15 protein-coding genes and 2 pseudogenes are annotated in these 18,769 nt (G+C 56.4%); 12 read left to right on the top strand and 5 right to left on the bottom strand.

Translation table 11 applies throughout. The features are described from left to right. Positions 1-151: 151 nt before the first annotated feature. Together APT89_RS16860 and APT89_RS24725 are read right to left on the bottom strand one after the other, a co-directional pair. Positions 152-946: a YdcF family protein gene (locus tag APT89_RS16860; RefSeq protein ID WP_060573046.1), complete on the bottom strand. Its 795-nt coding sequence runs from the start codon at positions 944-946 to the stop codon at positions 152-154. A 137-nt stretch (positions 947-1,083) separates the two neighbouring features. After that, on the bottom strand, positions 1,084-1,209 hold the full coding sequence (locus APT89_RS24725; protein WP_261396234.1) for a hypothetical protein: 126 nt from the start codon (positions 1,207-1,209) through the stop codon (positions 1,084-1,086). Between the two features lie 64 nt (positions 1,210-1,273). Here APT89_RS24725 and APT89_RS16855 point away from each other — a divergent pair, with 64 nt between their 5' ends. From APT89_RS16855 to APT89_RS16835, 5 genes are all read left to right on the top strand, one after another. Next, positions 1,274-2,593, top strand: coding sequence for an MFS transporter (locus APT89_RS16855; protein ID WP_060573066.1), 1,320 nt, complete (start codon positions 1,274-1,276; stop codon positions 2,591-2,593). Positions 2,594-2,750: 157 nt separating this feature from the next. Beyond that, positions 2,751-4,403 carry an MFS transporter gene (locus APT89_RS16850; RefSeq protein WP_032644875.1) on the top strand — a complete coding sequence of 551 codons (1,653 nt, stop codon included), beginning with the start codon at positions 2,751-2,753 and terminating at the stop codon, positions 4,401-4,403. 22 nt (positions 4,404-4,425) lie between these two features. Next, positions 4,426-5,505: an HlyD family secretion protein gene (locus tag APT89_RS16845; RefSeq protein WP_041910088.1), complete on the top strand. Its 1,080-nt coding sequence runs from the start codon at positions 4,426-4,428 to the stop codon at positions 5,503-5,505. Beyond that, entirely contained in the window at positions 5,505-6,884 is a 1,380-nt protein-coding gene (locus APT89_RS16840; protein ID WP_060573044.1) for an efflux transporter outer membrane subunit, read from the top strand. Before APT89_RS16845 ends, APT89_RS16840 begins: the two co-directional genes overlap by 1 nt. Before the next feature lie 102 nt (positions 6,885-6,986). Next, positions 6,987-7,646, top strand: a complete 660-nt coding sequence (locus tag APT89_RS16835) for an O-methyltransferase (RefSeq protein WP_041910092.1) — start codon at positions 6,987-6,989, stop codon at positions 7,644-7,646. A 71-nt stretch (positions 7,647-7,717) separates the two neighbouring features. On the opposite strand, the gene hrpA is transcribed toward APT89_RS16835, so the two are convergent. Next, a complete protein-coding gene (gene hrpA / locus APT89_RS16830) occupies positions 7,718-11,620 on the bottom strand; it encodes an ATP-dependent RNA helicase HrpA (RefSeq protein WP_060573043.1) in 3,903 nt (1,300 codons plus the stop codon). Between the two features lie 205 nt (positions 11,621-11,825). Here hrpA and azoR point away from each other — a divergent pair, with 205 nt between their 5' ends. Together azoR and APT89_RS16820 are read left to right on the top strand one after the other, a co-directional pair. Further along, the gene (gene azoR, locus APT89_RS16825) at positions 11,826-12,431 is read left to right on the top strand and encodes an FMN-dependent NADH-azoreductase (protein WP_008502313.1); all 606 of its coding nucleotides are present in this window, start codon (positions 11,826-11,828) and stop codon (positions 12,429-12,431) included. A gap of 90 nt (positions 12,432-12,521) precedes the next feature. Beyond that, the gene (locus APT89_RS16820) at positions 12,522-13,208 is read left to right on the top strand and encodes an RluA family pseudouridine synthase (protein WP_060573041.1); all 687 of its coding nucleotides are present in this window, start codon (positions 12,522-12,524) and stop codon (positions 13,206-13,208) included. 7 nt (positions 13,209-13,215) lie between these two features. On the opposite strand, the gene APT89_RS16815 is transcribed toward APT89_RS16820, so the two are convergent. Beyond that, positions 13,216-13,755, bottom strand: coding sequence for a DUF2058 domain-containing protein (locus tag APT89_RS16815; RefSeq protein WP_028013071.1), 540 nt, complete (start codon positions 13,753-13,755; stop codon positions 13,216-13,218). 309 nt (positions 13,756-14,064) lie between these two features. On the opposite strand from APT89_RS16815, the gene APT89_RS16810 reads away from it, so the two are divergent. The 5 genes and pseudogenes from APT89_RS16810 (at position 14,065) to APT89_RS16795 (ending at position 17,755) form a co-directional block, all read left to right on the top strand. Next, entirely contained in the window at positions 14,065-15,180 is a 1,116-nt protein-coding gene (locus APT89_RS16810) for a DUF6883 domain-containing protein (protein ID WP_060573037.1), read from the top strand. Positions 15,181-15,190: 10 nt separating this feature from the next. Further along, a pseudogene (locus APT89_RS16805) lies at positions 15,191-15,415 on the top strand (DUF4926 domain-containing protein); the annotation flags it as partial. Positions 15,416-15,433: 18 nt separating this feature from the next. Continuing rightward, positions 15,434-15,532, top strand: a pseudogene (locus APT89_RS23580) (type VI secretion system tube protein Hcp); the annotation flags it as partial. Positions 15,533-15,728: 196 nt separating this feature from the next. Beyond that, on the top strand, positions 15,729-16,703 hold the full coding sequence (locus APT89_RS16800) for a DUF1852 domain-containing protein (RefSeq protein WP_028013068.1): 975 nt from the start codon (positions 15,729-15,731) through the stop codon (positions 16,701-16,703). Positions 16,704-16,726: 23 nt separating this feature from the next. Beyond that, entirely contained in the window at positions 16,727-17,755 is a 1,029-nt protein-coding gene (locus tag APT89_RS16795) for a methionine synthase (RefSeq protein WP_041910105.1), read from the top strand. A 5-nt stretch (positions 17,756-17,760) separates the two neighbouring features. Here the strand turns inward: APT89_RS16795 and APT89_RS16790 are convergent, their stop codons facing one another. Next, positions 17,761-18,693, bottom strand: coding sequence for a LysR family transcriptional regulator (locus APT89_RS16790; protein WP_060573030.1), 933 nt, complete (start codon positions 18,691-18,693; stop codon positions 17,761-17,763). Between the last annotated feature and the right edge of the window lie 76 nt (positions 18,694-18,769).

Raw genomic sequence — 18,769 nt, 5'->3', positions numbered from 1 at the left:
AATGACATGGTATCTCTCGCATCCCAGGGCATAAGCGACTCCATAGACGGGTTCTTATGCCTCAGTTGTAAGTGTCTACCATGTCCCCGAACAAGTGTTCACTATGTCCCCGGACCGTACACCCCAATGGGGCGAGGGGATTGTTCCGTGCTCAGATGATTTTACGCGCCACCTTCAGGACTGGGTCCTGTTGAAGCTGTCTCCATGCGGCGGTGACGGTTTCAGGGAATTCAACGTGGGCGATAAAATCCCGCCCGGCCGGGCCATAGCCGTTGACGTCATCATACAGGCGCGGCAGTTCCCCCATAACCAGCGACAGATACCGGTCAACGGGCCACAGCCCGGCGTTGCCCCCACTAAACTCTACGCCCTCAGTGCCGTTTTGCAGCGCTGGCGTAAACCCGGGATGGCTGATCCACTGCGGTGATGCGGGTTCATCGCGGCACACGCGGGCAAACGTCGCCATCGTGCGGCGCTGCATCGTTGGGTCCTGTACCACCAGCACGCGCCCGCTTGTCCGCTGACGCTCTTTTAGCATGTTCCAGCTAAAGCGCGCGTTTTCACCGCAGTTGGTGGAGCGATCTTCAACCCACAGGCGCGCCTCGGGGATCAGCCAGAACGCCCGCGCAACGTCGGCAAGAATGTTTGCTTCTGCCCGTCCCGCGACCGGTAGAGTGTGATAACGCGGGTGATTGCGGATCGCTTCATATAAAAACGGGGTCGAATGGCCGATGCCGCCGCTGATCAGAAGCGGCACGTCTTTCTGAGAGGCAATACTGCAGGCCGCGTCAATGGTTGGGATCACCGCGTTGCCAGCCAGAATCACCGCATCAATCTCCGGGGCCTGACGCGTCATGCTCAGGTCGTCCTGCGCCAGCCATGCGCCGACAGTATTGATGGCCGCCAGTGTGGCATTCGCCAGAAGGGGAAAATGGGGCTGAACCATGGTGAACTCCTCACGTTGTTGAAGCAGCGAATTTACCATTTTTCTGAAATAACCAGAAACATCCAAAAATCATCGGGTTGCACCTGCCTATTGTGCTTTTAATTTCCAGCCCTACAAAACATTGTATTGTACAGGAGTCATGAAAAAGCAGCCAACGCTGCTAATTTAACCGTGATCTGACCAGTTTCAGCCCGCCAGCGCTTGCTAAATGCAACATCCAACCCTAAGTTGCTTAACAATTTCACAACCTTTTTCATCTTCACGGGTTGCACCTGAAGCGCGCCAGGTGACACCTCATATATCAGCAACGTGGCGGGGTTTCAGCTCATGACAGAACATGAAAGTACGACGACGGTATTACGAAAAAATAAGAAGGTGTTAATCGCCAGCCTTACCGGGAGCGCCATTGAATGGTTTGACTATTTCCTCTACGGTACGGCGGCCGCGCTGGTCTTTAATAAGATCTTTTTTCCGATGGTCGATCCGGTGATCGGACTCATTCTCTCGTATCTCTCTTTCTCATTAACCTTTTTTATACGTCCCATTGGCGGGGTACTTTTCGCACACATCGGTGACCGCATTGGCCGTAAAAAAACCCTCGTGCTGACCCTCTCTTTGATGGGAGGTGCAACCGTTATGATTGGCCTGTTGCCCACGTATGAAATGATTGGTATGTGGGCTCCGGCGCTGCTGATCCTGATGCGCATCATTCAGGGGATGGGTATCGGCGGTGAATGGGGCGGTGCGCTGTTGCTGGCCTATGAGTATGCGCCTGAAAAACGCAAAGGGTTCTTCGGCAGCATTCCGCAGGCGGGCGTCACCATCGGCATGCTGATGGCGACCTTTATCGTGTCGCTGATGACGATGTTCAGCGAAGAGGATTTTCTCTCCTGGGGCTGGCGTATCCCGTTCCTGCTGAGCTCTGTTCTGGTGTTGCTCGGCCTGTGGATCCGAAAAGATATTGATGAAACGCCTGATTTTCAGAAAGTGAAAGCGTCCGGTCAGGTGGCTAAGGCTCCCCTGCGCGATACGCTGAAACATCACTGGCGTGAAGTGCTGATTGCCGCCGGCCTCAAAGTCGTGGAAACCGCGCCGTTTTATATTTTCTCTACGTTTGTGGTGAGCTATGCCACCAGCACGCTAACCTATCAAAAATCGCAGGCGCTGGAGGCCGTGACGCTGGGGGCCCTGGTGGCCACGATAATGATTCCGTTAATGGGGCTGCTCTCGGATAAAATTGGCCGTCAGCGTATGTATGCCACGAGCGTCTTTATCCTGGGTTTGTTTATCGTGCCATGGTTTATGCTGCTGAATACCGGTACCACGTGGGGGATTGTGCTCGCGACGGTGATCGCCTTTGGTGTGCTGTGGGCACCGGTCACGGCGGTACTCGGCACGCTGTGCTCTGAAATTTTTAGCGCAAACGTGCGTTACACCGGCATTACGCTCGGTTATCAACTGGGTGCCGCGCTGGCTGGCGGTACCGCCCCGCTGATTGCGACCGGCCTGCTGGCAAAATATGACGGCGAGTGGGTTCCGGTGGCCTGGTATCTTGCCGTCACGGTAGCCATCTCCTTAATCGCGATTTTCTGCGCCAGCCGCGTTAAGCGTGCCACTCTCGTCGAGGCGCAGCCCGAACGTCTCTGACCTTTCCCGGCCCGTCCTGCGGGCCGCTCTTTTTCCTTAAATTTCTCTCGTACATTTGATTAACATGCGCAAATCATATTCACTTGAATTATCATTTGCGGCAGACGTAGAATCGCTAGCCCGCTAATTATTCAATCATTTCTAAGGTAATGACGTTATGCGCCTGCCCGAACGCGACCCTTATGCTCCTCGCGAGTGGCAGCCCCATGAGAAACCCGCCCTGCTGGGTTCGCCTTCCACCCCCGAGCACAGTACGCCAAAACGCGTCGCCTATGGCGTCGTTGGGCTGCTGGTTTGCCTGACGGGGGCACTGGGCAATGCGGTGGTCACCGCCAACCTGCAAAACCTGCAGGGAACCTTTGGGGCCTGGTCGACCGAAATCGCCTGGCTGCCTGCAGTCTATGTGATGACCAACATCTCCATTAACCTGCTGCTGGTCAAATTTCGTCAACAGTACGGCCTGCGCGCCTTTACGGAAGGTTTTCTGGTGCTGTACGTGCTGGTCACCTTTTTCCACCTGTTCGTTAACGACCTCAGTTCCGCGCTGATGGTACGCGCCGCGCACGGGATGGTGGCCGCCGCGCTCAGCTCGCTGGGGATTTACTACCAAATCCAGGCCTGGCCTGCGAAGCATCGCCTGAAGGCGCTTACCATCGGGATCACTGGATCGTCGCTCGCTATTCCGCTGGCGCGTCTGTTTTCCACTGAGCTTCTCCAGCTGGACGAGTGGCGCGGGCTCTATTTCTTTGAACTGGGGCTGGCGCTGATCTCCCTGGCCTGCGTAATCGCCTTAAAACTGCCGCCGGGTGACCGACGCAAGGTCTTCGAGAAGAAAGACTTTGTCACCTTCTTTTTACTGGCTCCCGGAATGGCCCTGCTCTGCGCCGTGCTCTCTTTAGGCCGTCTTGACTGGTGGTTCGAGGCGCCGTGGATCGGCTGGTCGCTGGCGCTATCGCTGGTGCTGATTGTTTCCGCCATCGTGTTTGAACATAACCGCGCCAACCCGCTGCTGAACACCCGCTGGCTGTCGAGCGGCAGCATCGTTCGCCTGGGGCTGATTATGCTGCTGATCCGCATCGTGCTGGCGGAGCAAAATACCGGCGTCATCGGCTGGCTGCAGTACGTGGGGTTACAGAATGAGCAGATGACCCATCTGGCGTGGTCCATTTTCGCCGGGATCGTCTGCGGGATCGTCACCAGCTGCCTCACCATTAAGCCTACAAAGCTGGCGTGGCCGATTATCACCTCTTTGGCGCTGATGATTGTTGCCTCGCTGTTGGACAGCCAGTCCAATAACCTGACCCGCCCGGATCAACTGATGGTCAGCCAGTTCCTGCTGGGCTTCGGCAGCGCCTTCTTCCTGGCGCCCGCCATGCTGGCCGCCATTGGCGGGGTAATTGCCGACCCGCGTAACCTGGTCAGCTTTTCGGTCATGTTTGGCATGAGCCAGAACCTCGGCGGCCTGCTGGGATCGGCGATTCTCGGCACCTTCCAGACCTGGCGCGAGAAATACCACTCCAGCCTGCTGGCGGATCAGCTCACCACGCTTAACCCGCTGGTCAACGAGCGGATTCAGCTTTATACCCAGATGTATAAAAGCCTGATTGGCGACAGTACGCTGCTGGGAACGCAGGCCATTACCCAGCTACAGACGGTGACCAGCCTTGAGGCAAATATTCTGGCCTACAACGATACTTATCTGCTGACGGCAAGCATCGCTGCCGCCACGCTGGTCTGGATTTTATGGCGCTTGCTGCGCCTGCGCATTACTGCCCGTATGGCGCTGAAGAACGCCACCGGCAACAAATAATTGTGATATTTCTGGAGAGTTTATGAGTCAGCAGGATGCCGCCAAAGAGCAGGCCAACACCCGCAAAAATGTGCGCATTGTTTCCGTTTTCACCGCCGCTGCCATCGGTATTGTTGGCGTGCTGGTCATTCTTTACGCCTGGCAGCTGCCGCCGTTTACCCGCCACGCGCAGTTTACAGACAACGCCTACGTGCGCGGCCAGACGACGTTCATCAGCCCCCAGGTTAACGGCTATATCACCGAGGTGAAGGTTCAGGACTTTGTGCAGGTCAAAAAAGGCGATCTGCTGTTGCAGATCGATGACCGCATCTATCGTCAGCGCGTCCATCAGGCCGAGGCGCAGCTGGCGATGAAAATTGCCGCGCTGAATAACAACCTGCAGCAGCGGAAAAGCGCCGAAGCGACCATTGCCAAAAATGAAGCCGCGCTGAAAAATGCCCGCGCCCAGAGCCTGAAAACCCAGGCGGATTTAAAGCGCGTGAAGGATCTGACGGCGGATGGGTCGCTTTCCATTCGCGAGCGCGATGCCGCGCTGGCCAGTGCGGCTCAGGGCAGCGCGGATATCGACCAGGCGAAAGCCACGCTTGAGATGTCGCGTCAGGATCTGCAGACGGTGATTGTGAACCGCGGCGCTCTGGAGGCAGATGTTGAAAACGCCAAAGCGGCGCTGGAGCTGGCGCAGATTGACCTGCAAAATACCCGCATTATCGCCCCGCGCGACGGCCAGCTCGGCCAGATTGCCGTGCGTCTCGGCGCGTACGTGACCGCCGGAACGCACCTCACTACGCTGGTGCCGCCGCAGCACTGGGTGATTGCCAACATCAAAGAGACCCAGCTGGCGGAGCTGCGCGTCGGTCAGCCGGTGAAGTTTACCGTCGATGCCTTAAACAACAAAGCGTATCAGGGCCGCGTAGAGAGCATCTCGCCGGCGACCGGGGTTGAATTCAGCGCTATCACGCCGGACAACGCCACCGGCAACTTTGTCAAAATCGCCCAGCGTATTCCGGTGCGTATTGAGGTGCTCGGTAAGCCAGAGGACTCCGCGCTGCTGCGTCCGGGTATGTCGGTGCAGGTAACCATTGATACGCGGGAGGCGAAGTAATGATCCTTCGCCCGATAGCCGCGCTGGTGGGGGCGCTCATGCTGGCCGGATGCCAGTCCGTCGACGTCAAGCCGGCGCAGCCGACCCTGCAAATTCCGGCTCAATGGCGCGCCGTCTCAGGGCCAGCCAGCCCGACGGAACAGCTCTGGTGGCGCAATTTTCATGACAACAACCTCAACCGCTATGTGGACCAGGCGCTAAAAAACAACAGCGATGTGCTGATTGCCCGCGAGCGGATAAACGAATATCAGGCGCGGGTCTTTGCCGCCGACGGCAGCCTGTTTCCCTCCCTCGGCGCAGGCGTAACCGGGACGCGCGCCCGTTCACAATCCGCTGCGACCGGGCTGCCGGTTTACGGCACATTGTACAAAGGGAGCCTGACGGCAAGCTATGACGTGGATATCTGGGGCGTCAACCGCAGCACCTCGCGCGCTGCCGAAGCCTCGCTGGCGGCGCAAAAAGCCGCCGCCGCCGCCGCGGATTTGACCGTCGCCTCGTCTGTGGCATACGGGTACGTCACCCTGCTCTCGCTTGATGAACAGCTGCGCGTGACCGAATCCACGCTGAAATCGCGCGAAGAGGCGTTTAAGCTTGCCAAACGCCAGCTTGAGACGGGCTACAGTTCGCGCCTGGAGCTGATGCAGTCGGATTCCGAGCTTCGCTCAACGCGAGCGCAGGTGCCCGTGCTGCGGCATCAGATTGCGCAGGAGGAGAATGCCCTGAGCCTGCTGCTGGGAAGCAATCCCGGTGCGGTAGCGCGTAGCGAAAGCTTTGCGGCGCTGACGCCGCTCACGCTGCCGTCACAGCTGCCCTCCACGCTCCTGAATCGTCGGCCGGATATCGTGCAGGCTGAGCGACAGCTGGTCGCGGCTGATGCCTCGCTTGCCGCGTCACGCGCCAGCCTGCTGCCGTCGATCAATCTGACCGCAACCGGATCGATCCAGGATCGCACCCTTTCCGGCCTGCTGGATAACCCGCTCCAGCTATGGAGCGCAGGCGGCAGCATTCTCGCCCCGCTGCTGAACCGCCAGGCGCTGAACGCGCAGGTGGATATTTCCCAGTCCCAGCGTAACCAGGCGCTGTATGCGTATGAAAAAACCGTGCGTAACGCGTTTGCCGAAGTGAACAACAGCCTTGATGCCATTACGCGCTATCAGGAACAGCTGACGGAGCTGCTTGCCCAGCAGGATGTGGCCCGGGAGACGCTGCGCATTGCGCAGAACCGCTATCGCAACGGTTATTCATCCTATCTTGACGTGCTGGACGCGCAGCGCACGCTGTACTCGGTCCAGACCAGCGTGGTGCAGGTAAAAAATAACCTGCTGCTGGCGCAGATTGATTTGTATAAAGCACTGGGCGGAGGATGGGTCAGTGCCTGAAAACCTGCCCGGTGGCGCTTTGCTTACCGGATCTGCATTTCGCCCCCGTAGGCCGGGTAAGGCGTAGCCGCCATCCGGCACTCCCTCTTAAGGAGTCAATCTATGCAACAACAATGGTCTGCAGTAGATAATTACATGATTTCTTCGCTTATCCCTGAGGATGAGGTTCTTCAGAAGGTTCTTGAAAACAACAAACGCGCCGGGCTACCCGAACACGATGTTGCGGCCAACCAGGGACAGCTGCTGGCGCTGTTCGTGCGCATGACGCAGGCAAGACGCATTCTTGAGATCGGTACGCTGGGTGCCTATAGCTCTATCTGGATGGCGCGCGCCCTGCCGCCGGACGGAAAGCTGATTACGCTCGAGGCGGACCCAACGCATGCCGATGTTGCCCGCCAGAATATTCGCCTCGCGGGGCTGAACGATCGTATTGAATTAATAGAAGGCCCGGCGCTGAACTCGCTGGAGAATTTCGGTGACGTTCCGCCGTTCGACCTGATCTTTATTGATGCCGATAAGCCAAACAATCCCGGCTATCTGGAGTGGGCGCTTCACTATTCCCGTCCCGGCACGGTGATTATCGGCGATAACGTGGTCCGCGACGGCGAGGTCATTAACGGGCAAAGCGACGACGCGCGCGTGCTGGGCGTACGGCGTTTTATCGAGATGACGGGGGTTAACCCGCGCTTAACCGCCACCGCGCTGCAAACGGTGGGGGTTAAGGGATGGGATGGGTTTACGCTGGCGATTGTGAATGGGTGAAAAAATGTGCGGGCTGATGCCCTCACCCCGACCCTCTCCCACAGGGAAAGGGAGAAAACCGGGCAAGGACGTTAAGCGGAAATCTGCTCCATCGCCTGCAATATACGCTTATCCGAAATCGGATACGGCGTACCGAGCTGCTGGGCAAAGAAGCTGACGCGCAGCTCCTCGATCATCCAGCGGATCTCCTGCACATCTTCATCGTCGCGGCGCGCCGGCGGCAGCTTGTTTAACCACTGCTGCCACGCCTGCTGCACGCTTTCGACCTTCAGCATCTGCGCGCGATCGCGGTGCGGATCGATCGCCATTTTCTCCAGACGTTTTTCAATCGCCTGCAGATAGCGCAGCGTATCGCCCAGACGCTTAAAGCCGTTGCCGGTGACAAAGCCGCGGTACACCAGCCCCGCCATCTGCGCCTTCACATCCGACAGCCCCAGCGCCATGGTCATATCCACGCGCCCCTTCAGGCGCTTGTTGATATTGAACACGGCGGTGAGGATCTGCTCGACCTGTTTGGCTATCTCCACCACGGTGTCGTTCAGCTCGGCGCGAACCTTGTCATACAGCTTCGCAAAACCTTCTTCCGTCCAGACCGGGCCGCCCGCCTCGTGGATCAGCTTGTCCACGCCGCAGGAGATGCAGTCGTCAATCAGATCCAGCACTTTGCCGTACGGGTTAAAGTAGAGCCCCAGCTTGGCTTTGTTCGGCAGCTTCTCGTGCAGATACTTGATCGGCGACGGGATGTTGAGCAGCAGCAGGCGGCGCAGCCCGCGCCACATCATCTGCTGCTGTTCCTGCGGGTTATCAAAGAGCTTAATCGCCACGCTGTCACGTTCGTCCACCAGCGCCGGCCAGGCTTTGACCTTATAGTTGCCGCGCTTCTGCTCGTAGCTTTCCGGAAGCTGGCCAAAGCTCCAGATATGCAGCCCGCTCTGCTCGATGCCGTCGTCCGCCACCGCAGAAAGCGTCTCCTGAACTTTGCCTTTCAGCGCCTCTTTCAGCTCGCTGAGGGAACGCCCTTCCAGCAGCTTTTTGTTTTTATCATCCACCACGCGGAAGCTGATTTTCAGGTGATCGGGCACCTGATCCCAGTTCCAGTCTTCGCGGTCGATGGTGGTGCCGGTCATGCGGCGGAACTCACGCTCCAGCGCATCCAGCAGCGGCAGTTCCAGCGGCGTGACGCGGCTCAGAAACGCTTCCGCATAGTTTGGCGCTGGCACAAAATTGCGCCGCACCGGTTTCGGCAGGGATTTGATCAGCGCAATCACCAGCTCGCGGCGCAGGCCGGGAATTTGCCACTCAAACCCGCTCTCGTCGACCTGGTTTAACAGCGGCAGCGGAATGTGGACGGTTACGCCGTCCGCGTCGGTGCCCGGTTCAAACTGATAGGTCAGACGCAGCTTGAGGTTGCCCTGATGCCAGAAGTTCGGGTAGTCGAGCTTGCTGACCGACTCCGCCCCCTCTTTAATCAGCATGCTCTTTTCGAAGTTGAGCAGGTCCGGCGTCGCTTTGCTGGCCTTTTTCCACCAGCTGTCAAAGTGGCGGGCGGAGATAACATCATGGCTGATGCGCTGGTCGTAAAACTCAAACAGCGCCTCATCGTCCACCAGAATGTCGCGGCGTCGGGACTTGTGCTCAAGCTCTTCCACCTCGGCGCGCAGCTTCAGGTTTTCACGGAAGAACGCGTGGCGCGTCTGCCAGTCCCCCTCCACCAGCGCGTGGCGGATAAACAGCTCGCGGCTGAGCGCCGGATCGATCTGGCTGTAGTTGACCTTACGCGCGGCGACCACCGGCAGGCCGTAAACGGTCACTTTTTCGGTCGCCATCACCGCGCCCTGCGCGCGCTCCCAGTGCGGCTCGCTGTACGAGCGTTTCAGCAGGTGCTGAGCCACCGGCTCAACCCATTCCGGGTCGATGCGCGCGGCAATGCGCCCCCACAGGCGGCTGGTTTCCACCAACTCCGCGACCATGGTCCACTTCGGCGGCTTCTTGAACAAGCCGGAACCCGGGAAGATGGAGAAACGCGCGTTACGCGCGCCGGTATATTCCTGCTTATCCGCATCCTTCATCCCGATATGGGACAGCAGGCCGGTCAGCAGCGCGATATGAATTTCGCGGTACTCCGCCGGTTCGCTGTTCACCGGAATGCCCAGCTCTTTCACCACCTGGCGCAGCTGGGTGTAGATATCCTGCCATTCACGCACGCGCAGGTAGTTAAGGAAATCCACGCGGCACTGGCGGCGGAACTGGTTCGAGGAGAGCGCTTTCTGCTGCTCGCCGAGGTAGTTCCACAGGTTCACAAAGGCCAGGAAATCAGACTCTTTATCGTGGAAGCGGCGGTGCTTTTCGTCCGACGCCTGCTGTTTGTCCATCGGACGCTCGCGTGGGTCCTGAATGGAGAGCGCCGAGGTGATGATCATCGCCTCGCGCACGCAACCGTGCTTTTGCGCTTCCAGCACCATGCGCGCCAGGCGCGGGTCGACCGGCAGCTGGCTGAGTTGGCGGCCCAGCGGCGTCAGCTTATAGATGCTCGCCTGCTCGTCGGTGGTAATCGCCCCGAGCTCTTCCAGCAGACGCACGCCGTCCTGAATGTTGCGTTTATCCGGCGCTTCGACGAACGGGAACGCCGCGATGTCGCCCAGCCCCAGCGCGGTCATCTGCAGGATAACGGACGCCAGGTTGGTGCGCAGAATTTCCGGGTCGGTAAACTCCGGGCGCGACAGGAAATCGTCTTCGGAATAAAGACGAATACAGATCCCTTCCGACACGCGGCCGCAGCGGCCCTTACGCTGGTTAGCGGAAGCCTGGGAGACCGGCTCAATCGGCAGGCGCTGAACCTTGGTGCGGTAACTGTAGCGGCTGATGCGCGCCGTGCCCGGGTCGATAACGTATTTAATCCCCGGTACGGTCAGCGAGGTCTCCGCCACGTTGGTCGCCAGCACGATGCGGCGTCCGCTGTGTGGCTGGAAGACGCGGTTTTGCTCGCTGTTCGACAGGCGGGCATACAGCGGCAGGATCTCGGTGTGGCGCAGGTCGCGCTTGCTGAGCGCATCGGCGGTATCGCGAATTTCGCGCTCGCCGCTCATGAAGATCAGGATGTCGCCCGCGCTCTCGTTGCCCAGCTCGTCAACGGCGTCGAAGATGGCCTGCAGCTGGTCGCGCTCGGTATCGTCCGCCTCTTCCACAATCGGGCGATAGCGCACTTCCACGGGATAGGTGCGGCCCGACACTTCAATAATCGGCGCATTGTTGAAGTGTTTTGAGAAGCGCTCCGGGTCGATGGTCGCGGAGGTAATGATGATTTTCAGATCAGGGCGACGCGGCAGCAGCTCTTTAAGATAGCCAAGCAGGAAGTCGATGTTCAGGCTGCGCTCGTGTGCTTCATCGATGATGATGGTGTCGTACTGCATCAGCAGGCGGTCCTGCTGTATTTCCGCCAGCAGAATACCGTCCGTCATCAGCTTGACCATGGTGTTGTCGCTGACGTGGTCGCTGAATCGCACCTTGTAGCCGATGCAGCCGCCCGGCTCCGTCTGCAGCTCTTCTGCAATACGGTTCGCCACGGTGCGCGCCGCCAGACGACGCGGCTGGGTGTGGCCAATCAGCCCCTTCACCCCGCGGCCCAGCTCCATACAGATTTTCGGCAGCTGGGTGGTTTTTCCCGAACCGGTTTCCCCCGCGACAATCACCACCTGGTGATCGCGGACGGCCTCAAGGATGTCCTGTTTCTTCTGACTGACGGGCAGGTTTTCCGGGTAGGTAATCGCCGGGCGCGCAGCTTCGCGCAGCACAACCTTCCCTGCCGCCTGTTCAATCTCTTTCGCCATCTCCTGGAAAATGGCCTGTTGTGCATCAGGATTTTTAACCTTCTTGACGCCGTGCAGACGGCGGGCGAAGCGCTGTTTATCGCGCAGCGTCAGAGAATCGAGCTGTTGCAGGAGCATCGGGAAGGTCAATTTTTGTTGTTCTGTCATAGCGTTAAAGGGCAGTACACGCCCTGATAAAATCTCTTTTTAATGATTGCTATAGAGTACCACACTGACGCCTTTCGTGCCTTATTCAAAAAATTCGAACATAGGCTTCGATATATTGCGCTATCTCTGTGGCAGGATTGTGAATAGAGTGTCAACAAGCAACGGGGCAACCCCCTTCAATCAAATGCAACAACAGGAATCACCCATGAGCAAAGTATTAGTTTTGAAATCCAGTATTCTGGCAGGGTACTCTCAGTCTGGTCAGCTGTCTGATTACTTCGTTGAACAGTGGCGTGAACAGCATTCTGCTGACGAAATCACCGTGCGTGACCTGGCTGCAAACCCAATTCCTGTGCTCGATGGCGAGCTGGTTGGCGCGCTGCGCCCAAGCGATGCGCCACTGAGCCCGCGTCAGCAGGAAGCGCTGGCCCTGTCCGACGAACTGATTGCTGAGCTGCAGGCGCATGACGTCATCGTCATCAACGCCCCAATGTACAACTTCAACATCCCAACCCAGCTGAAGAACTACTTCGACCTGGTGGCGCGTGCTGGCGTAACCTTCCGTTACACCGAGAATGGTCCTGAAGGTCTGGTAAAAGGCAAACGCGCTATCGTGCTGACCAGCCGCGGCGGTATTCACAAAGATACCCCAACCGACCTGGTTGCGCCGTACCTGAGCCTTTTCCTGGGCTTCATCGGTATCACTGACGTGAACTTCGTGTTCGCGGAAGGCATCGCTTACGGTCCGGAAGTGGCGACCAAAGCACAGACCGACGCGAAAGCCGCCATCGACAGCCTGGTTGCAGCGTAAGACTTCTCCCTCTCACCGCCCGGTGGGAGGGTTTTTCTTTTCCCCCGCATTTCGTTATCATCCGCTCCCACTCTCCAGCCGGGCGGCCTGATGTCTGCGATTATCGATTCTTTTATTGCCCCACCGTGTCACGACGACATTGAGATCCTCTGGCAGGATGAACATCTGCTGCTGATCGACAAGCCTTCCGGCCTGCTCAGCCTCTCGGGCAAAAATCCGCAAAACCTTGATTCCGTCCATTATCGACTGGTTCAGACGTTCCCGGGCTGCACGCTGGTGCACCGTCTGGATTTCGGCACGTCCGGGCTGATGGTGGTTGCGCGCAATAAGGCCATCAACGCGGCGCTTTGCCAGCAGTTCAGCCAGCGCAGCGTGGAGAAAGTCTACAGCGCCCTGCTTAATGGGCATCTGGAAAACGACGAGGGAATAATAGACGCGCCCATTGCCAAAGACCCGGCGCTGTTCCCGCTGATGTCGATCTGCGCCATCAACGGTAAACCCGCCCGTTCCCGCTATCGGGTGGTGGAACGTTTTTATCGGGGGACAGGAGTGCCGTTAACGCGGGTGGAACTGACGCCGGAAACCGGGCGAACCCACCAGCTGCGCATCCACTGCCAACAGCTCGGGCACCCTATTCTGGGCTGCGATCTGTATGGCGGTCTTGACGCGCCGGGGGCTGAGGAAACGCCCCGGCTGATGCTGCATGCCAGCGAGCTGAATTTTATTCATCCCGTGAGCGGAGAGCCGGTTAACGCCCGCCACGCCGCCCCGTTTTGAACGCGGTTTACCACATCAAATCGTCAGGAATTTTGAAGTCCGCGTACGGATCGTCTTCATCCTGCTCTTCCTGACTGAGCGCGCTGTTTAACACGATGCTGTCGGCATCGCGCTGGGCAATTTTATCAGCCACCACCGCCGGAATGATCGCGTATTCACAGTCGCCGTTTGCATTGAGCACCAGGCGCGCAATGGCCAGACGGCCGTTGATCAGCTGGGTTTGCGTCTGCTTGTCGACCTCAATTTTTTTGATCAGATTACCGTCGGTGAAGTTAAAGGTGATGTTGCCCTTCGCCACGGTGATGCGGTTCATCTCGATCAGCTGCTTCACCTGCGCTTTAAACTCTTTCGCGAGTACGGCCTGCTTCTGCTGCTCGCTCAGCAGCTTGTCACGCTCGATCTGCGCCTTCTTGTTCTCTTCTACCGCTTCCCGAGCCTCACGTGCCTGAACGCGTGATTTCTTTGCCGTGCGCTGCACTTTCGCCGCTTTCTTGCTGCTGACCAGGCCCGCTTTCAGCATCTGCTCTTGTAAGGTGAGTTTTGTCATGATCGTTTCTAAACCGGTTGGAAATTTTGGGGATTATAGCGGGAATTGAGGATGGTGTACCAGAGAAGCAGATATGCCGTTTAGCTGCCTGAATCTGGTTCATTATTGATTCAACATAGACTCACGCTAACGCCTAAAAAAATGGTTAAAAATTGCCTGGTTATTTTCTTAAAAAAAATGAGCAGTTCATAAATATGATGTGGGTTGAATATCTGTGTTCGCTTCAGGCGTAGGCTGCTTTTTCTTATTAAAGAATGAAAAAAATATGCCCTTGAAAGAAACAATGTTGCTTAACGATAAGGATTCGGCATGTTCCGACTCTACCGGTCACATGATTTAACACGGCAATTAAGCCCTGGAGATTTTCAATACATTCTCACGCCGGCAGGTTCGCTGAAAGAGGTATGTATACATTATGATTTGTCTTATGAAGCTAACGGTCAAAGCCTCTCTTTTGGTCTCCCCAAAAAAATATACAGCGTGTTCCCATATAAAAGGCCGTATGAGCGAAAAGGTCGCGGCTACGCAGATCCGATTTATGATGAGGTTGAGCACGAGCTGCAAATTGGCTGGCTTGTTGGTGTAGATACCTCCAGGCGCTGGAGCAGCGACCGGAATCCATTTTACATCGACGACAACGGCGATCTGATGTTTACTCCTACAGCCTCATCCTGGCATGCATGGTATAAGGACTCAATCATGAGTGCCTACCGGCACGTTATTGCCGATCGGCAAGGCAGGAAGCCTGCCCCCACTCAACGGATACATTATGATTATTACGGACCAACAACAGCACGATCGGGGAAAACGCTGAACAGTAAAACCGTTGGCCACCTGCTGGCCGCTGGCGGTGTATATAACGGCAACATTGAAGGGTTTCATGAAACCGCGCAGCAGCTTGGCGGGGATGCTCCAGCGGGTTACGATCAAGTGATGAATAACAAAGGGTTAATTATTACGGGTGCCTCTGTTGCAGCAGGATTAACAATGGGCAGGTTGAATCCTCTAAGCGAGATAGATGAAATATCGGGTCTCAGTAAAATACCAACGTTTGAAAGCCCTTATGTAAAAGGTTTCACATCTGAAAGCGGTACGTTAGTGAACGCTGAACACGCCATTATCGATCCGAAAAAGCTCGCAACCTATGCTTTAGATTCAACACATCCTACAGGTGGGCACAAAGCCAGGGTGTTTGAGTCAGCGCTGGGATATAACCCAACTAATGCAGATGTTTTAGCAGCAAAAATTCAGGAAGGAGTATTATCGGTCCCAGCAAAAGTGTTGCAGGCCAACAATTACGGTCAAACAATGGCTGTCGATATGCCCATTTTAGGCGTCAACGGTGAAACAGCGATCGTGCGTACAGGCTGGATGTATGAAACTGACGCGCTAGTTCCTCGCCTGACAACCCTATTCGTTAAATGAGAAAACAAAAATGAAAAGAGCCGAATTAGACGTTGTGGTTTTAGACGAGGATATACCGGATGAAGGACTGGTAAAAGGGGCTGTTGGTACGATTGTTATGGTTTTCGATACTCCGACACTGGGCTATCTTGTCGAATTTTGCGACGAGGAAGGAAGAACAATAGCAATGCCTGCTTTGCTACCCGCTCAGCTAAAGAGTTATTTCATTCCTGGCACCCTCAAAACACGGTTGGTTCGCCCTGAATAAAGTGTGATTGAAAGCGTAAGCCTGCAGTATGAAAAAATTAGCTGGCGCATCGTCGATGGGAACATCATGCACAGCGACGCCTGGGACGAACGTCCTACAGCATAGCCCAAAGGGGCCCGATGCCCCTTACTCTTTCACTTCCCTGCCTGAAGCAATCTGAAGTTTCCACTCAGCGTTTCCCTGTTCATGAACTTCCCTCATGTTGCATTGAAATTAAGTCACTTCCCCTGCGCCACAGGCTCAGGCATAAATTATGCATTAGTAACTTCTTAGCAACATGAACTTAGGATGCATAACCACAATGAGCAAAGCTTTCACATATACCCTTAAGCGCAGTTGCTTCGATGAGAATTACAACCCGTCAGAAAATACGCGTACGACCACCAACTTTGCCAACCTGGCGCGTGGGGAAAAACGTCAGGAAAACCTGCGCAATACGCTGGTGATGATCAACAACCGCTTCAATGCCCTGGCGCGCTGGGATAACCCGACCGCCGATCGCTACGCGGTTGAGCTTGAAATCATCTCTGTCGATTTGAACATTGGCGCGGAAAAGCCGTTCCCGGCCATCGAGATTTTGCAGACGTATATTGTCGACAAAAAAAATAACCAGCGTATCGCAGGCATTGTCGGGAATAACTTCTCCTCTTACGTGCGGGATTATGATTTCAGCGTCCTGCTGCTGGAGCACAACAAGAACCAGCAGCACTTCAGTATTCCGGAAAGGTTTGGCGAACTGCACGGCAATATTTTCCGCCATTTTGTGAACTCGCCGGAATACAAAGAGAACTTCAGAAAGGGCCCGGTGATCTGCCTGAGCGTCTCGAGCAAAGACACTTATCGCCGCACCGGTAACCAGCACCCTGTTCTGGGTATTGAGTACGCGCCGGATGGCGAATCGTTAACGGAACTGTACTTCGCCAAAATGGGCCTGAAGGTCCGCTACTTCATGCCTGAGAACAGCGTGGCGCCTTTCGCGTTCTTCTTTACCGGAGACTTGCTGAGCGATTACACCGATCTGGAACTGATCGGCACCATCAGCACGATGGAGACGTTCCAGAAAATCTATCGCCCGGAAATTTATAACGCGAACTCGGCGGCGGGACTGTTTTATCGCCCGGACCTGAACCAGCAGGATCATTCATTAACCAAAATTGTTTATGACCGCGAAGAGCGAAGCCGGTTGGCGATTGAACAGGGTCGATTTACCGAAGAATATTTCATTAAGCCTTATAAACATATTCTCGAGCAGTGGTCTGATAACTACACGCTTTAATTCATCAAAAAAGGTCTTTTATTATGAAAACATTGCTCCCGACGTCTACGGCTGGCAGCCTGCCTAAGCCGACCTGGCTTGCGCAACCTGAAACGCTCTGGTCTCCGTGGAAACTGCAGGATCAGGAATTACTGGCGGGTAAACAGGATGCACTGCGCCTGTCTCTTGACGAGCAGATCCGTGCGGGAATCGATATCGTCAGCGACGGGGAACAGACCCGTCAGCACTTCGTCACCACCTTTATTGAACACCTGAGCGGCGTCGATTTTGAAAATCGCCAGACTGTGCGCATTCGTAACCGCTACGACGCCAGCGTGCCGACCGTGGTTTCTGCCGTTGCGCGTCAGAAGCCGGTATTCGTGGACGATGCAAAGTACCTTCGCCAGCTCACGGACAAGCCGATCAAATGGGCCTTGCCTGGGCCAATGACCATGATCGACACCCTTTACGATGCGCATTATAAAAGCCGCGAAAAGCTGGCCTGGGAATTCGCCAAAATCCTCAACCAGGAAGCGCGTGAATTAGAAGCCGCGGGCGTGGATATTATCCAGTTCGACGAGCCGGCGTTTAACGTCTTTTTTGATGAGGTCAACGACTGGGGTATCGCCGCGCTCGAGCGCGCCATTGAGGGTCTGAAATGCGAAACCGCGGTACACATCTGCTACGGCTACGGCATCAAGGCCAATACCGACTGGAAAAAGACGCTCGGCTCAGAATGGCGCCAGTATGAAGAGGCCTTCCCTAAGCTGCAAACCTCTAACATCGACATCATCTCCCTGGAGTGCCACAACTCCCGCGTACCGATGGATCTGCTGGAGCTGATTCGCGGTAAAAAGGTGATGGTTGGGGCGATTGACGTGGCAACCAACACTGTCGAAACGCCAGAAGAGGTCGCCGACACCCTGCGTAAAGCGCTGCAGTTCGTCGACGCCGACAAGCTTTACCCCTCAACCAACTGCGGTATGGCTCCCCTCTCCCGTCAGGTGGCTAACGGTAAGCTGAAAGCGCTCAGCGCCGGCGCAGAAATTATCCGCAAGGAACTCGGCGCGTAATTGCCTTACGTTTGCCAGTACGGCGGCGAGCCGAAAAACGCCACGTAATAATCAATCACCGCCCTGACGTTCAGGGGCGGATGACGTGCGTGAGGATAGATCGCCGCAATATTCAGCGGCTCCGTATTGATAGCGCACGCCATTTCCTGCATAAGAGCGACCAGCTCTCCGCGCTGCAGCCTGTCGCCAATCAGCCAGTCCGGAAACAGGACGATCCCCATTCCACCCAGCGCGGCAATGAGCAGCGACTCCGCATTATTGGACGTCATCAGCGGCGCGACGGGATAGTGCACCCAATTTTCCCCCTTGCGTCGCACAAGCCAGCGATTAGGGCCAGACGAACCGCGATACACCAGGCATTTATGCTGGCTTAGCTCGGCCGGGTCGGCCGGTACGCCGTGTTGACGCAGATACGCGGGCGACGCGGCAAGATGGTAGCGCTGCTGCCCGAAGATGCGGGCGTGGAACGTCGAGTCCGTCAGCGTGCCGATGCGAAAAATGAGGTCGGCGGCATCCCGGTGCGGGTCGATAAAGTCATCGGTCAGCGTCAGCTCTATGGTTAACCGTGGATAACGCTCGGCCAGTCCTGCCAGGCCGGGTGCAACGTGCCTCTGTCCAAAAAATACCGGCCCGTTAATGCGTACCGTGCCGGAGGGTTCGGTCGAACGTTCATCCAGCTCCCGACGCGCCTCTTCGAAGTTATCCACCATCGCCCGGGCATAGCGGATAAAAAGATGCCCGTTTTCCGTGGGGATCACCGCCCGGGTATTGCGATAGAACAGCTGCTGGCCGAGCGCGTCCTCAAGCTGATGAATAATCCGCGACACCTGCGAGGCAGAAATGCCCTCTCGTCGCGCAACGACGGAAAAGTTCTGCGTTTCATAGACGGCAATAAACAGCAGCAGTGAGCGAAGGTTCATGCTTCCGGCATCTGACATTAATGCATTTCCTGCAAAGGTGTTTCCTGCATTATGGCATTTTTCTCACATGTCTACCGACGTAATCTTCTTCGCC

This window comes from Enterobacter sp. 50588862, assembly GCF_001462935.1.
Lineage (GTDB): Bacteria > Pseudomonadota > Gammaproteobacteria > Enterobacterales > Enterobacteriaceae > Enterobacter > Enterobacter bugandensis.
This window is presented reverse-complemented; position numbering and strand designations above follow the sequence as displayed.

Bases quoted from the DNA above. Each gene is read 5' to 3' on its own strand.
- APT89_RS16860 (WP_060573046.1), bottom strand. From the start codon at position 946: ATGGTTCAGCCCCATTTTCCCCTTCTGGCGAATGCCACACTGGCGGCC.
- APT89_RS16855 (WP_060573066.1), top strand. From the start codon at position 1,274: ATGACAGAACATGAAAGTACGACGACGGTATTACGAAAAAATAAGAAG.
- APT89_RS16850 (WP_032644875.1), top strand. From the start codon at position 2,751: ATGCGCCTGCCCGAACGCGACCCTTATGCTCCTCGCGAGTGGCAGCCC.
- APT89_RS16845 (WP_041910088.1), top strand. From the start codon at position 4,426: ATGAGTCAGCAGGATGCCGCCAAAGAGCAGGCCAACACCCGCAAAAAT.
- APT89_RS16840 (WP_060573044.1), top strand. From the start codon at position 5,505: ATGATCCTTCGCCCGATAGCCGCGCTGGTGGGGGCGCTCATGCTGGCC.
- APT89_RS16835 (WP_041910092.1), top strand. From the start codon at position 6,987: ATGCAACAACAATGGTCTGCAGTAGATAATTACATGATTTCTTCGCTT.
- hrpA (WP_060573043.1), bottom strand. From the start codon at position 11,620: ATGACAGAACAACAAAAATTGACCTTCCCGATGCTCCTGCAACAGCTC.
- azoR (WP_008502313.1), top strand. From the start codon at position 11,826: ATGAGCAAAGTATTAGTTTTGAAATCCAGTATTCTGGCAGGGTACTCT.
- APT89_RS16820 (WP_060573041.1), top strand. From the start codon at position 12,522: ATGTCTGCGATTATCGATTCTTTTATTGCCCCACCGTGTCACGACGAC.
- APT89_RS16815 (WP_028013071.1), bottom strand. From the start codon at position 13,755: ATGACAAAACTCACCTTACAAGAGCAGATGCTGAAAGCGGGCCTGGTC.
- APT89_RS16810 (WP_060573037.1), top strand. From the start codon at position 14,065: ATGTTCCGACTCTACCGGTCACATGATTTAACACGGCAATTAAGCCCT.
- APT89_RS16800 (WP_028013068.1), top strand. From the start codon at position 15,729: ATGAGCAAAGCTTTCACATATACCCTTAAGCGCAGTTGCTTCGATGAG.
- APT89_RS16795 (WP_041910105.1), top strand. From the start codon at position 16,727: ATGAAAACATTGCTCCCGACGTCTACGGCTGGCAGCCTGCCTAAGCCG.
- APT89_RS16790 (WP_060573030.1), bottom strand. From the start codon at position 18,693: ATGTCAGATGCCGGAAGCATGAACCTTCGCTCACTGCTGCTGTTTATT.